Consider the following 14,261-nt stretch of genomic DNA (forward strand, 5'->3'; position numbering starts at 1 on the left):
TCCGCTGAGTACGGATTCCGCTTCTCCGGAAATGCTCCGCGCATTTCCAGCTTTCTCCTGAGGGACGAACCTATGTGTGGGACATTTAGCAGCGTCGTTCAGGAGGATCCACTTCCCGGAAGTGATGAACAACGCGCCAATGCTCTACCTAGCTTTTTGTAATCGTCAACCCAGAGAGATCAAAAGGAGTACTTAATCTTCAAATACCCCTATACGATTTTTGCGCAGAGGCTCAAAAGGTTGCAAAAAGCCCCACAAAAAGACCGACCTAGAAGCTGGCACCCGGATTGCGTGAAGCTTTGCATGCAATACCGACTCATTCTCTGGCGCGAAGAACGGGAAGATTCCGAAGGTCCCCTCTGGGAGGAAATCTCCACAAAACCCTTCCCCCGCTTCGAGCAGGGCGATCTCATCGCTGCCATCCAATCCCTACCCAAGAAGCCGGACGAAATCTTCGTCGTCTCCCGCGTCGAGTACCGCTTCGAAGGCATCGGCCCCGAGCGCCAGGCCTCCCAGAACATCTACTTCAAGATCCAGCTCGGCGGCCTCTCGAACTGATGCATCCTGCGCAGCTCCCGCGCAGATTGCAGGGCATCCAGCATCGGACCCCTCCATCGCGAAGCGCTGGCCGTTTTGAGGATTGATGATTGGAAGATTGATGATTTCCCCGCTCACGGCAACTCCCGCCCGCCCGACAGCTTCCACTTGAGCAGAGGCAGGACGACCTTGCCGATACCCTGCGCTGCCGGATGAACCCCGTCCGGAACGTAACCCTGAAAGGAGGCAAGATCGTCCTGCTGCAAGGCAGCCCAATTCGGGTGATGATCGATGAGGAGCAGCCCTCTCTCTGCCGCCACCTCCCGGTACATCTCGTAATAGGCCGCCAGATTGGGACGCAGGGTCGCGGAGGCATTGCTGCCTGTCGGGGAGTTCCAGACCGTGTTCATCGTCTGGAGGATGATTTCCACCGCGGGGTTCTGCGCTTGGATCGAATCGATCATGCTCAGGAGATTCGTGAGCGCTTGGGCGACGGAGAGCGAGGGCGTGCCATCGCTGTAGAGGAAGGCATCATTCATCGCGAATTCGATGAAGACCGTGTCGGGGTGATGCGCCAGCACCTTGGTCGAAAGCTGCGCCACTCCTTCCGCCGAGTTCTTTCCGCTCAGCCCGCTATTCACCACCGTGAGAAGCCCGGGATATTTCGTGGAGAGCCATGAATCCATCCCCCCGACCCAGGCACCGCTGGCCGTGAGGCTGGTGCCATAGACCACCACCTTGCGCGCCTGTCCCGTCGCGAGCGCGGTGACCAGGGAAGAAGCCTTCGCATCGAGGGCCACGCGGAAAAACTCACGGTTCTTCCCCGCCGGCATCGGCAGCGCATAGCTGGCAAAGGGACTGGTTCCCTCCGGCGGCCAGATCGAGAATGGAAGATGGTAGCTGTTAGACCCCGCCGGCGAAAGCATCGGATGGCTGATCCGCAGGTCATAGATGCTCTCCTCGCCGAAGAGCCCGAAGTAAGCCGGATGCCCCTTCACCGCAGTGATGAAACTCTCATCGGACACATAGGGATCCATCCCGAGTTCGAGCTCTCGTCCGTCGCTCAAGCCATCACCATCGGAATCCGCCGCCGGATCCATCGCGGAGAATCCCACCGCATCGGCGATCACGTAGCCGCCCGTCCCCGTCGTCTTGAGAATCACCCCTTCCCCGGGCGAGCCATTGAATTGGTAAAGCCCGAGCGGATTCCACTTCGCGCCATTCGAGCGCTGATCGACAGTCACCGTCGAGACACCACCCGCGTGATGGATTTCCACCGGAACATTCGCGGCCCGGTTCGTATGCGCGGTCCAGCGCAGCGATACCCGTTGGTGGCCGGAAAGACCGGCGGGCAAGGCATAGCGCACCTGCTTGCTCCCCTGCCCGCTGTTGTCGTTGTGAATATAGTCCGCACCGACAAAGCCCGCGGTGCTCGTGCCCGAAATCCAATCGCCCGTCACCGAGACCAGCGCGGCATCCGTGTTGTCCACCACCGAGGTCGGTGCCCCGACCACCGGTTCCCCCAGCGCCTGCTGTGCCGCGAGCAATAGCGGCCGCAGCTCCGGATACGAAATCGCCTGCACCGCGATGTTCTTGTCGATCGCAAGGGAAGCCGCGATCGATGCCGATTGCGACAAGCCCATAAACACCGGCTCCATGCGGATCGAGCCGAAGGCCATGTGCGAGGCCGAGATGCTCCACGGCACCAGCAGGTTCGTGCACTCGCCCGCACGCGGGATGATCGAGCGATAGGAAACCGGATAGGGATTCGCCAGCGGAAGCTGGATATCCCCCTCGTTCTTCACCATGCCATCCTTCACATGGCGCTGCACGTGGTGCGAATCCATCGCGTAGGCGGCCAGCCCCACCGAATCCGGCGCGATGAGTTCGCCGGTGCAGTGATGCTGGTTCATCACGTAGTCCGAGACCATGCGCCGCGCCTCGCGGACGTAGAGCTGCCACGGCCAGTTGCCATTGTCCGTGAATTCATCCGCAGGCAGGCCCCAGTTCGCATGGTTGTTCCGGATCGAAGCCGGCACCCGCGGATGATTCTGGAGCGTCCACAGCAGCCCGCGCTGCCAGTTCTCATGCTGCTTGGCCAGCGCCAGCCGCGCATCGTGACCCAGCGTCGTCCAGTCCCAGTCCGCGCCGTAGTTCTTGCCGATGAAGTCGGTGGAGATGCCACCGGTATTGTTCGAGTCCGTCTTCCGGTTCGGCATCAGGTCCAGCTTGAAGAAGCCCGTGGTCTGTCCGGCCTCGATCGAACGGAAAAGCAGCTCATAGTCCGCCTCATTATAACCCGGAGGCTGGGCGACCATCACGCGATTCGCCGCAACGTCCGTCAGCACCATGCGGAAGCAATACGCCTGCAGGCGGCGATCACTGCTGCCATCGGTCCCGCCGGAGCTCGCATTCACCCCGGGCAGCAGGCCGCTCGCCGCATTGCCGGGGACCACATAGGGATCGATGTCGTCGCGCAGCTGGTTCTTCGTCGCCCCTGCTGCCTGGATCCCGTTCACGGTCTCGCCATGCGTTGCGTTTGCCTCACGGCCCACCGTGAAGCTGACACCGGCGCCGGGCAACAGGTCGCCCTCGTAGCTCGCATCGATGAACATCTTCCCGCCGAACTCGCGGCCATCCTCCAAGCGGATGTGCGAGATCTTGCTACCGCCCATCACCACGCCGTCATCCAGATCCAGGCGACCGGTCACCAGCGTGACACTTTGCTCGGACAGCAGCTGGGTAAAGACCGCCTCTGCCACCTTCGGCTCGAAGACCGAGGCGATCTCAAGCGTGGCATTCAGCGCCGGACTCCCTTGCCCGGCATTCCCGAAGCTTTCGCGGCTCTGCCAATTCCACGCCGACCCCTGCTGATAATGCAGGTACAGGCGATGGTAGAACTCACGGCTGAGCCCGCCGAGGATCGCCGGGTTCCCCAGATCGGTCCAGCCGAGGCCGCTCGTGGTCAAGCCGCCGAGATGCGCCGTCGGGGAGACCAGCACCACGCTTTTCCCGGATCGGGAAGCCTGCACCGCCGCCACCACCCCTCCGGAGGTGCCGCCGTAAACGACCACGTCATGCTGGGATGGGACTGCTGAAGCCGGATGCGCGAACAGGACGGCACCAAGGGAAAGGATGAGACGGTGGTTCAAGGCGTGTCGAGATGAAGGCGAAGGAAAAGGCTGGAAGGCGGCGTGGCGATCGGCTCTTGGACCGATTCGAGCACGAAGCCATCCGGACGAATGAGATCGAACGAGTATTCCACCGAGGTCCCCGAAACGGAGACCACGGGCCGCCGCAACTTCACGTCGTAGATTTCGTCCGGCGAACGTAGGCCGAACAATGCGGCATTCGCTCTCACCGCAGCGATGAACCGGGCATCGGAAGCATAGGGATCCAGCCCCAGCTCTTCCTCCTGTGCATCGGTCAAGCCGTCGCCATCGTGATCCGGATTCGCCGCCGGGACATACGGCATCACATCCGCATAGCTGCTGCCCACCCGCAATTCGTCCACCAGGCAGGCGCGGCCATTCTGTCCGGCGATGCGGACGCGGTCGAACTGCAGGCCATCGATATTCAGAGAGGCATGCGGCGCTACGGGCTCCGCATCCAGCGGTGGATTGAAGAAGACATCGATGCGGTCCTGCGCGGGATCCCCGCCCCCGCCATCCGGCACCAGATGGATCACCGCGAGCACCGTCTTCCCGAGGGTCGTGGGGAAAGACGGCGAGTTGATGGTGCCGCCACCGCGGCGGGTCAGGCGCAGGTCCTTGCCGTTCGCATGCTCGATCGCGAAGCGCGCTTCGGCATTGGTCAGGCCATTGTCATAGAAGGAAACCCCCACGAAATCCGTGGCCGCATTCTGCGGCTGCACCAGCACGGAGATCCACGCCTCGCCATCGCGATCCCCCGTCTCGCGGGAGCTGATCGTGGTGACCGCCGTGCCATCCGCCGTATTGAGCGCGGAGCCGCTCGTGACCAGAGTATTCCCGATCTCGTCGGAAAAGGTCAGGCTGCCCGGGGTCACGACCACCGGATTCGTCCCGGCCCATGACGTGGTCCAGCCGCTTCCCGCGCCGCCGGCCAGATCGCCGTCCGGATACTCGAAGTTGTCGTGGATCTGGAGATCGCCCTTCGCGGCGCTCCCGCCTAACAGAAGCACGGCACCGAGTGTTTTGATGATTCTCGCGTTCATGGGCTCAAGGGGTATCAAAGGTGACACGGAGGAAGTTCTTCCCCGCGGGCAGCGCCACGGAGGGAGAGAAGGTATCCAGCTCCGACCAGCTCGACAGGTTCGTGCTGCGCTGGACCTCGAAGGTGAAGCCCACCGGATCTTCCGCGGTCTTCGGCAGGATGATGCCACCCTTTCCCTGGCTCAGGATACTGGAGGAACTGAAGAGCCCGAAATACGCCGGGTTCGCCTTGATCGCGGCGATCAGCGCGGTGTTCGGGGTAAAGGGATCAAGCCCCAGCACCGTCTCCTGGTTATCGGTCAGCCCGTCGCCATCAGTATCGGGATCACCGCCCACGGTGTGCGGGCTGACATCGGCGAAGGACGAGCCGATCCGGAACTCATCGATGAAGAGCGTGGCTCCATTCTGCCCCGCGATCCGGATCGTATCAAAGTCGAGGTTCGCGGACTGGATGCTCGCATCCGGCACCGATGGCGTCGCCGAGAACGCCGGATCGATGAAAGCCTCCACCTTGTCCGCGCCGCCCGTGCCGCCACCCTCGATCAGATGGAGCACCACGAAGTGCGTGCTCCCGAAGATTCCCCGGTGCGTGCTGGCGTTCGCACCGCTCACCGAGTTCCCCAGCGTGATCGTGGCACTGGTATCCACGCTCGTATTGCTGATCGCAAACTGCGCCGCTGATCCCCGGTAGAAGGTGATCCCTTCGAACAGCGAATTGCTCGCCGGCAGTTGGTAAAGGAAGGAGATCCAGACATCGCCCAGCGGACCATTCGCCACCGTGCGGAAGTTCCGCGTGGTCGCCGCGCCGGTCGTTTCCATTCCGAGGCCGGAAACATCCAGCACATTCCCCAGCGAGTCCGTGTACGTCATTCCTGCCGCGGAAGCCACTCCGGAGTCACCGTCCTGGGTCCAGCCGGCATTCCAGCCGCTCCCGCCTTCCTCCGCAGTGATGGCGGCGGAAGCGGGATAGTTGAATCCTTCGTAAACGAGCTCGGCTGCGTGCAGTGGCAGCAGCGTGGCGAGCATGAGGCATCTTATCGGGTTATTCATCTTTAGAGGGGTGAGGCCGGAGTGAACGGCCACGTGGGATCAAGGGGGAATCGCCCGCTCAAATGCGGCGGCGGAAAAGGAAAAGCAGGCCGATGGCACCCAGCATGGCCACCGATGGCTCGGGCACGATCTGCACGGAGTTCAGGAAGCCGCGGCGCTCCACCGCATCATTGCCTCCGTCCACGGCGAGGAAGAAGGATTGGCCCGCCTCCGTGATGGTGAAGTTGATCGCCAGGTAATTTTCATCCTGCGTGAAGCTGGTGTACTGCCCGGCGTAGCCTGCCGTGGCGTAGCCCGTATTGGCCTGCACCTGCGCGGTCAGGGAAGAAAAGGTGAAGTTTGCCGCCGTGGCACCCACGCTCGAATAAACGTTCATGGCCAGGCTCGCGGGATTCGTGTTCGTGTTCCGCGCCATCACATAGGCCACGTAGTCGCCCGTCGCCAGGCCGTCCAAACGCATCCCGATCGCCGTGCCCGTTACCGCGGCCGTGCCACCGCCGAAAAAGCCGTCCCTGCCCGCCGCGGTGCTGCTACTATTGTCACCGTAGATCGATCCCGTCCCGAGCAGGCTCTGCTGGTTGGGGATCGCCCCCCCAGTCCCGGCCAGTCCCAGGTTTCCCACGTTGAGGCCGAAGTCGATGACACCGCTGCCACCCGAGGTCTCCTGCCCCAGGTCCAGCGTCAGCGCGCTCGCGCTGCTGCCATCCGCATAAAGCAGGTCCGTGCGGTTGGCCGAGGTGCTGACCGTGTTCCAGGTCGTCTGGCTCGCCGGGACTCCGCCCTTGGCGTGGCCGGGACTCAGCGTGAGATAAGGAGCCGCGACCACCGAGTTCGACGCCGGGGCACCGAAGTCGAGCATCAGGTTTGCGGAGAAGACCGGAGCGCTGCACAGGGACAGCCCGGCACCAGCGAGGCGCAGGAGGGATTTCATTTGGGTTTTTTGATTCAGGGCGTCCCCGCGAACGGCGGTGGACGAATCAGGGATTCCCGCTTGAATGGCGAAAGGGCTGCGCGACTTAGCAACGCGACCGGAAAAAATTTCTCCCGCCTGCTAATTTTCCGCCCCTTTCCCTCATTCTAAAGGGAAACCCGAAACAATGCCCGAGCAGCCGCCACGCATGCCCCAGGATGAAGCACACACCGCCGCAGTGCAGGGGCTCTTCCTGCAATTCCAGCCGGCGGTCCGCGGCTATGTTCTCTCGATGATCCCGGACTTCTCCTTGGCCGATGACGTGATGCAGGAAATCTTCATCGTCGTGACCCGGAAGGCCGCCAGCTTCGAGATCGGCACCAGCTTCCCGGCATGGGTAAAAACCATCGCGCGCTTCAAGGCGCTCGAAGCCATCCGCGCCGGACGCAGCCGCTGCGAAACCCTCTCCGAGGAGGTCCTGCAGGCCCTCGGCGCGGAGCGCAGCGAATTCCACGGCGACACCGACGAACGCCTCGCCCTGCTCGCCGCCTGCGTGCAGGAACTCGCCCCGCAGGCCCGGCGCTCGATCGACCTCCGCTACAAGCAGGACCACCTCCCGCCCGAAATCGCCGGCCTCATGGGCTGCACCGTGCAGTCGGTAAATGTCACGCTCTCGCGTGCCCGCTCTTTCCTCCGCGAGTGCGTGCTGCGCAAGATGGACGCGGCCAAGCCCTGACCCCTTCTCCATTCCATGTTCGACGAAGCCAGACTGGAGCGACTGATCTCCGCCTACCTCGACCAGGAGTTGACGGCAGACGAGAAGCGCGAGCTTGAGGAAATGCTCCTCGCCTCGTCGCGCGCGCGGGAAATCTTCCTCGATCGCGCGAACTGGCACGGCCTCCTGCGCGAACACGCCCTGCAGGGCCAGGCCGCCCTGCTGATGGATGAGGAAGCACCCGCTCCCTCATCCTCTGCGCCCCCCGATCCCGCGCCGAAGAAGATCATTCCCTTCCGTCGCAAGGCCGCGTGGCTCGTTGCCGCCCTCGCTGCCTGTGTCGCTCTCGGCTGGTGGCTCCTTCCCCGCCCTGCGGCGGAGAAGCGGGGCATCGTGAAAAGAGGAAAAGGCACGGAGCACGTCGCCCTCCTCGCCCAGGCGATCGGTGTCACTTGGGAAGATGGCAGCAGCAGCTTCGGCACCGGCTCTGCCTTGCCAAGGGGCTGGGTGAAAATTTCAAGCGGCACGCTGCGGCTCGATTTCTACAGCGGCGCCCGCGTGATCCTGGAAGGCCCCGCATCCCTCGAGCTCCTCTCGCCCGACCTCGCGCGACTGGAGAAAGGCAAGCTCACCGCGCGCGTTCCTCCTCCGGCGGAAGGCTTCACCGTGATCAGCTCGGACCTCCGCGTCGTTGATCGCGGCACGGAGTTCGGCATGAATGTCAGCGGCACCAATGACTGCGAGGTCCACGTCTTCGATGGCGAGGTAGAGTTGCAGGGAGAACTGCCCGCCACCGCGGAGAAAGCCCTCTACCAAGGCAATGCCGTGTCCATCCGTGAGGGCCGCTGGACCAGCATGCCGGCGGATCGGGGCTCCTTTGCGGATCCCGCCGCGGTGCTCACCGCTGCCGTCCGGGAGAGCGAGGCGCAGCTCGCCGCGTGGCAAAAGGACTCGCTCGACTATCGCAGCCTGCCGGACCTGAAGGTCTACTTCGATTTCGAGGGCCTGCATCCCGGGGACCAGGTGATCCCGAATCTCGCCGCCGGTGCGGATGAAAGCTCGAATGGCACCGTCATCGGCTGCGATCCCCTGCCTGGTCGTTGGCCGCGGAAAGGTGCGCTCGGCTTCGCCAAGACCAGCGACCGCGTGCGCTTCCGCGCCGATGGCACCACGCCATCGCTCACCCTCCTCGCGCGCGTCCGTGTGGATAGCCTGCCGCAGAGCCACAATCACCTGCTCTCGATGGCACCGGAGAGCGTCGGCGAGGTCCACTGGAAGATCGACCAATCCGGCTGCCTCGTCCTCGGCGTGCGCGCGGAGGCAAAGCTCGCCTCCGATTCATGGGAACGCCTCACCAGCCCCCGGATCGTGACCGAGCAGGACTTCGGCCGCTGGATGCAGCTCGCCACGGTGATCGATGGATCCACCGGCACGATGAAGCATTTCGTGAATGGCAAGGAGATCGCCTCCGGCAAGATGGCCCGCCGTCCCGCAATCCAGCTCGGCCTTGCGAACCTCGGGAACTTCGATGCCTCCGCCCCGGAGTTCCAGACCAACATCGTTCGCAGCTTCAACGGACGCATCGATGAGTTCGCCATCTTCACCCGGGCCCTCGATGCCTCGGAAATCGCCGCGATCAAGTAAGGTCTCCACCACGATCAAGGGTCCGGCACATGCCGGATCTTCGTGAGGTAGCGGACCAGGCTGGTGACCTGCTCATCGGTGAGGGTTTCATGTCCCGGCATGTCCGTGCCGGGGATGCCGAACTTCACCACCCGCGCGATCCGATCCTCCCGTCCCGTCCCTCCCGCGGTCCAGGCGAAGGGGCCGAGATCAAGATTCGTCGGGCGCTTCGCGAAGGAGCTTGCGAGCTTCCCGTCACCATGTCCTTCGGAACCATGGCAGACCGCACAGTGCCTCTCGAAGAGCTTGCGCGGACCGGGCAGCGGCCCCTTCGCCCGGGGTGACCAGTGGTCCACCTGCTCTTTCCTCGCGGCATAAAGTTCCGCCGGACGATCTTGAAGGAAGGCGATCAGGTCATCACCCCGCCCATCGGCGAAGAGATGCGGATAAGCAGGCATCGGCGAGCCTTCTACGAAATCGCGCGGATTCAGGAAGTGAAGCTTCATCCAGGCCGCGGAGCGCCGCAGCCCCGCATTGCTTAGATCGGGCCCTTGGCGGCGGTTCCCGATCAGGACCGGCTTCTCCGCGAGGACTCCGGCAGTCGGAACCGCAGGTCCCCAGAGAAGTTCATCGCTCGTGTCTGGCCTCACGTAGCGCGAGTGGCAGTGGATGCAGCCTTCCGCCACGTATACCTGTCTCCCGCGTGCCACTGGATCCAAGGACATGCGCGCGGGCGATTGGAACATCCAGGCAATCGCCACGATCGTTGCCACCGCAGCACTGTTCCGCCAGCGGCTCCATCGGAAAAGGAACACACCCAGCACGACCACCGCCGCCGCGATCAGGAATTCCACCGGCAGCCGCTTCAGCGTCTGCACCATGCCGATCCCATTCGCGGAGCCGAACCATCCCGCGATCCCATAAACCCACGCCGCTCGCCAGCCGATACGCCGCGCATCGCCATCCGAGAAATACCCGGGCCACGCGACCAGGGCCGTGGAGTACAACGAGACACCAGCCGGATAAAGCCAACCCGCCACCGCCAGCGATGACCCGCTGCCAGCCGCCAGCGCCGCCATGCTCAGGAGCGCCCAGCCACCGACGATGACCCAGCGGAAGCGATCCCGCAGCAGCAGCCCCGCAAGCACCGCGACTGCGAAATGGATCCCCGCATTTCGCCACAGCATGGCATTCCCCCAAGTGCCCGCCTTAAGCTCCGGGCTATGCTGGATCACGAAGAAGGCCGCCGAGTCCAGCCACACCAGAGCCGTGAAGGCTGCGATCACTGCCACCGGCTTCGGGATGCGGCGATGCGTTACGGTACTCTCCGGGAGGTCGATCCGTGATGGCACCAGCAAGCACCCCGCCAATGCAAAGGCCGCCCCTGCGAGCGCTTGGGTTGCAGGCGTCGCTGTGAATACCACCGGGAGATTGCAGAGCGCGTAACCAAGCCCGGTGCCGAGCCCCGTCCATGCCAGGCCACACCAGCGCGGCAGGAAGCCCGCGAGACACACGGTCATCGTCCCGATCGCCGCTCCGGCTGTTAGTGACACCGCAAGCGCCGCGGGCATCGATCCCGCCCACGGGGCCCCTCCGGCCGCTGCTGCCGCGATTAGGAACGAGGCCCTGAGCAGAGCGACAACCGCACCCCGGCGCGCGACGGTAAAGCCGGCCGCGATTCCCGCGATCGCCATGGCTCCCAGACATGCCTTCTCGCCGCTACCCGTGATCCCGTGCGCGCGGATCAGCTCGATCCATGCGAACTGCGCGAAGATCAGGAAATGGCCATACACCATCGCCACCACGCCCGCCGCGCGCAGCGGCATGCTCAGCCCGCCGTTTCCTTCCACCATCCCGCCCGCAAGCCCGCGATCTGCACTGCGGCCACCACCAGATCCGTGGCCGCCACCGTGAGCCATTGGCCCGGCATCATTCCCGTGAAGATCTTCACCAGCAGGAAGATCCCCACCATGCTCCTCACCAGCGCCGTGAAGCGCCACACGGTCTCCGCCACCAAGCCGCCCTTCATTGCGAGCATGTAGGAAAGCCCCACCGCTCCCACGAACACCCCGATCCAGCCGAGATACTCGGGGGGCACTTGGCCGGGGATCTTCAGCAAGCTCATCACCCAGGCGGGAGAAATAACCAGCAGCAGCCCGGTGATCGCGTCCATCGCGCCCACCGCGATGTTCCAAGGGTAGCGAATGCTCTTCATGATCGGATTCGGATTCAGTGTCGCGGCGTCGCATGGAACTCGCTCGCCAGGTCAGCCACCAGTGGAGCGAGGAAAGCAGCATGATCACCCCGCAGCCGGCACGCAGCATCAGGGCGAGGGTCCGCCACCACGGGTGGCTGATCATCCATGAGGGATCTCCACCTTCCGCCCAGCCGCTCGCAGTCAGGACGGAGATCATTCCAAAGGCCGCGATCTGCCACGCAAACGCGGAGAGTTCATTGCCGAAGCGGTCTCCCAGCAAGCGCAGCAGCAGCACGCAGAAGGAGGTGGTGAAGCCCGCCATCGCCAGGTGCGAATGAGCCACCAGTGCCTGCGTGAATTTGATCCGGTCCAGCACGCCCGGCAGGAAGGCAAGGAAGCCGGTCAACACCAGCAAACCCCACCAGAAAAACACGGGCAGCCGCCACAGCCGCGAATCCTCGGCCCATTTCCGCCTGCGCCAGTCCCGCATGACCACGAAGGGCCACGGCAAGAGCATCGCCATGCTGAGGATCTGGAGGAAATCGCGATGCGTCCCGCCGCGATATTCAGCGATGCCGCAGACCACAGCTGAAAGGATGGCGTAGCCGATGGCCAGCTTCGGCAGTTTACCGTCCGGACCTTTCACCCCGCAGACCCTCGGCAGCAGAAAAAGCAGGAAGACCACCACCAGCGTGGAGCCGAGCAAGCTCGCTCCGGTAGGCCCGCCGGATGCAGGATTCACCGGCGGATAGACCGCGGGCGAGGCAGCATGCCACAGCGCCCATGGCACGAAGAGCAGGGCCAGGAGCGCAGCACCGGAAGCCCGGCGGTTCCGCATCGGGATGCCTGCCGCCGGCTTCATCCATGCCGCGGCCAGCACCATCCAGAGGAACACCAGCGCCGCCATCAGCCCGGCGAGAGGCCCGCCCTGCCAATCGAGGAACACCTTTCCCGAAGAGCCACCGCCGAGCCATGAAAGGCAGCCCAGCACCAGCGCCGCCGTCCATCCCCAGCTCGCGGCCCCGGCCCATCTACGAGATACATCGTAGCAGGAGAGCAGCCATGCCACCAGCGGCAGCGCCGTCCACCCGTAGAGCATCCCGTTCAGGTGCACCGGCACCCAGCGCCCATAGGTCCACTCTCCCGCCTGCAGCTCTGGAAAGAGCAGCAGCAGCGAAAAGCAGAGACCGGCGAGATTCGCCGCCACGAGCCAGCCCAGCGCATGACGGCCCGCCGTCATGCCGCTTGTCCGGAGATGATCCTGCCATCCCGCATCCACAGCACGCGGTCACAGCGCCGCGCCAGCTCGGCATCATGCGTGGCCATCACCAGCGTCCGCCCTTTTTCACGCACCATCTTGAGCAGCATGGAGAAGACCATCTCGCGGTTCGCTTCATCGAGCGCTCCGGTCGGCTCGTCCCCAAGCAGCAGGTCCGGTTCATTCATCAGGGATCGCACCAGCGCACCGCGTTGCCGCTCCCCCCCGGAGAGTTCCCGCACCCGCTGTTTGAGCCGGTGGCTCACGCCAGTGCTCTCGGCCAGCACCGCCAGCCGCTCCATCGCTTCCGCGCGCTTGCCCCCTGCCGCCACGACGGGGATCAGACAATTCTCCTCAAGCGTCAGGTCCGCATTCAGGTGATGCAGTTGGAACACGAAGCCAACCCGATCCCGCAGCAGGTCCACCCGCTCGCGCTCGGCCTTCAGCAGGCTGCCCGCCGTGCGGACCGATCCGCGGTCGGGATCCTCCAGTCCCGCGATCACATTCAGCAGTGTCGATTTCCCACAGCCGGAGCTGCCGCAGAGCGCGACCGTCTCTCCTGCCCGCACATGCAGGTCCACGCCCTTCAAGACCTCGACCCGTCCGCGGTCGAAGCTCTTCCACACATCATGTATCTCCACCATGGTCCTGTCTCCTTTCATTCAAATCGAAGTGCCTGGGCAGGCTTTAGCCGCGCGGCATACCACGCCGGATAAAGCGCTCCCGCCAATGCCGTCCCGAGGGCGAAGGCCGCCGCCCCCGCGATCTCCTGCCAGCCGATGCTCGGCTCGATGTATCCCTGCAACTGAGGCACCATCTTGAGCAGCCTCAGCCCGGCAAGACTGAGGAAGCATCCCGCCACGATCCCGAACGCACACACCGCGAGCGATTCTCCGAAGATCATCAGCGCCACCTGCCCGCGCGAGAACCCACAGACCCGCGCGATGGCAATCTCCTTGATCCGGCTGAAGACGGAAAGGATCATCGTGTTCGTCACGCTCAGGCCGCCTAACAGGAAGGCACAGCCGCCCACCACCCACGCGGTGATCTTGAGAATCTTGAACTGCGAGTAGCTGCGGCTGAATTCTTCATTCTCCAAAGCCGTCAGCGCCGGATGCTTCGCCTGGATCCACTCCTTCACCTCGCCCGGCGCGTGTCCCTTCTTCAGGGCCACCGTGACCACCGAGCTGAAGCCCTCCTTGTGGAAGGCCTCCTGGCAGGCGGGCAAGGGCATGAAGACGCCGCCATTCTCGAAGCCATTCTCCATCCGCACCACACCCGCCACGCGATGTTTCCGCTGCCCTAGCTGCACCTCGTCGCCGGTGGCCGCATTCAGGAAGCCCGCCGCGCGCTCGCCCAGCACCACGTCCGGGGAATCATCACGGAAGGCCGCGGCACTTCCCGATAGCCACTCCGCCTTCCGCAGGCGGCCATCCTCCGCGCGGATCCCGAAGCAAGTGACCACGGGGCGATCCGGCGCGGTCACGATCGCGAAGAGCACTGGCTGTGCTTCCTTCACGAAGGCTTGCTGTTCCAGTTCCTCGGCCAGCGAGATCGGCACGTTGCTGAAGAAAAGGTCCGAGACATTTTTCTCGAAGACCACCATCTCCGCGTCGCTGCGCAGGATCCTCTCGAACATCGTCACGGCACCTCCAAGCAGGCCGACCACGCTCAGCATCGTCGCGACCCCCAGGGCGATCCCCGCCGCGCCAATCGAGGTGCGCACCTTGTGCCGGTGCAGGTTCGTTAAAATAAGACTCCAAAGTGACATGCCTCTC

At 64.0% G+C, this 14,261-nt stretch carries 10 protein-coding genes; 3 read left to right on the forward strand and 7 right to left on the reverse strand.

Going from position 1 to position 14,261, the window contains the following annotated elements; translation table 11 throughout:
- The first annotated feature begins 303 nt into the window (after positions 1-303).
- Positions 304-558, forward strand: a complete 255-nt coding sequence (locus tag HHL09_RS00515; protein WP_169452550.1) for a hypothetical protein — start codon at positions 304-306, stop codon at positions 556-558.
- 113 nt (positions 559-671) lie between these two features.
- Here HHL09_RS00515 and HHL09_RS00520 read toward each other — a convergent pair whose 3' ends face one another.
- From HHL09_RS00520 to HHL09_RS00535, 4 genes are all read right to left on the reverse strand, one after another.
- Entirely contained in the window at positions 672-3,689 is a 3,018-nt protein-coding gene (locus HHL09_RS00520; protein ID WP_205760949.1) for an FAD-dependent oxidoreductase, read from the reverse strand.
- Complete coding sequence (locus HHL09_RS00525) at positions 3,686-4,732, reverse strand: hypothetical protein (RefSeq protein ID WP_169452551.1); 1,047 nt, start codon at positions 4,730-4,732, stop codon at positions 3,686-3,688. Before HHL09_RS00525 ends, HHL09_RS00520 begins: the two co-directional genes overlap by 4 nt.
- A 4-nt stretch (positions 4,733-4,736) precedes the next feature.
- On the reverse strand, positions 4,737-5,756 hold the full coding sequence (locus HHL09_RS00530) for a hypothetical protein (protein ID WP_169452552.1): 1,020 nt from the start codon (positions 5,754-5,756) through the stop codon (positions 4,737-4,739).
- Between the two features lie 82 nt (positions 5,757-5,838).
- A complete protein-coding gene (locus HHL09_RS00535) occupies positions 5,839-6,711 on the reverse strand; it encodes a hypothetical protein (protein ID WP_169452553.1) in 873 nt (290 codons plus the stop codon).
- 166 nt (positions 6,712-6,877) lie between these two features.
- Here HHL09_RS00535 and HHL09_RS00540 point away from each other — a divergent pair, with 166 nt between their 5' ends.
- A complete protein-coding gene (locus HHL09_RS00540; RefSeq protein ID WP_205760950.1) occupies positions 6,878-7,426 on the forward strand; it encodes a sigma-70 family RNA polymerase sigma factor in 549 nt (182 codons plus the stop codon).
- 15 nt (positions 7,427-7,441) lie between these two features.
- The gene (locus HHL09_RS00545; protein WP_169452554.1) at positions 7,442-9,049 is read left to right on the forward strand and encodes a LamG-like jellyroll fold domain-containing protein; all 1,608 of its coding nucleotides are present in this window, start codon (positions 7,442-7,444) and stop codon (positions 9,047-9,049) included.
- Positions 9,050-9,063: 14 nt separating this feature from the next.
- Here HHL09_RS00545 and HHL09_RS00550 read toward each other — a convergent pair whose 3' ends face one another.
- From HHL09_RS00550 to HHL09_RS00560, 3 genes are read right to left on the reverse strand one after another with little or no spacing between them, the layout of a single operon-like run.
- Complete coding sequence (locus HHL09_RS00550) at positions 9,064-12,465, reverse strand: cbb3-type cytochrome c oxidase subunit II (protein WP_169452555.1); 3,402 nt, start codon at positions 12,463-12,465, stop codon at positions 9,064-9,066.
- A complete protein-coding gene (locus tag HHL09_RS00555) occupies positions 12,462-13,145 on the reverse strand; it encodes an ABC transporter ATP-binding protein (protein WP_169452556.1) in 684 nt (227 codons plus the stop codon). The genes HHL09_RS00550 and HHL09_RS00555 overlap by 4 nt, the downstream gene beginning before the upstream one ends.
- Positions 13,142-14,254, reverse strand: a complete 1,113-nt coding sequence (locus tag HHL09_RS00560) for an ABC transporter permease (protein ID WP_169452557.1) — start codon at positions 14,252-14,254, stop codon at positions 13,142-13,144. Before HHL09_RS00560 ends, HHL09_RS00555 begins: the two co-directional genes overlap by 4 nt.
- Positions 14,255-14,261: the final 7 nt, after the last annotated feature.

The organism is Luteolibacter luteus (assembly GCF_012913485.1).
GTDB classification, from domain to species: Bacteria; Verrucomicrobiota; Verrucomicrobiia; order Verrucomicrobiales; family Akkermansiaceae; genus Haloferula; species Haloferula lutea.

Bases quoted from the DNA above. Each gene is read 5' to 3' on its own strand.
- HHL09_RS00515 (WP_169452550.1), top strand. From the start codon at position 304: ATGCAATACCGACTCATTCTCTGGCGCGAAGAACGGGAAGATTCCGAA.
- HHL09_RS00525 (WP_169452551.1), bottom strand. From the start codon at position 4,732: ATGAACGCGAGAATCATCAAAACACTCGGTGCCGTGCTTCTGTTAGGC.
- HHL09_RS00530 (WP_169452552.1), bottom strand. From the start codon at position 5,756: ATGCTCGCCACGCTGCTGCCACTGCACGCAGCCGAGCTCGTTTACGAA.
- HHL09_RS00535 (WP_169452553.1), bottom strand. From the start codon at position 6,711: ATGAAATCCCTCCTGCGCCTCGCTGGTGCCGGGCTGTCCCTGTGCAGC.
- HHL09_RS00540 (WP_205760950.1), top strand. From the start codon at position 6,878: ATGCCCGAGCAGCCGCCACGCATGCCCCAGGATGAAGCACACACCGCC.
- HHL09_RS00545 (WP_169452554.1), top strand. From the start codon at position 7,442: ATGTTCGACGAAGCCAGACTGGAGCGACTGATCTCCGCCTACCTCGAC.
- HHL09_RS00550 (WP_169452555.1), bottom strand. From the start codon at position 12,465: ATGACGGCGGGCCGTCATGCGCTGGGCTGGCTCGTGGCGGCGAATCTC.
- HHL09_RS00555 (WP_169452556.1), bottom strand. From the start codon at position 13,145: ATGAAAGGAGACAGGACCATGGTGGAGATACATGATGTGTGGAAGAGC.
- HHL09_RS00560 (WP_169452557.1), bottom strand. From the start codon at position 14,254: ATGTCACTTTGGAGTCTTATTTTAACGAACCTGCACCGGCACAAGGTG.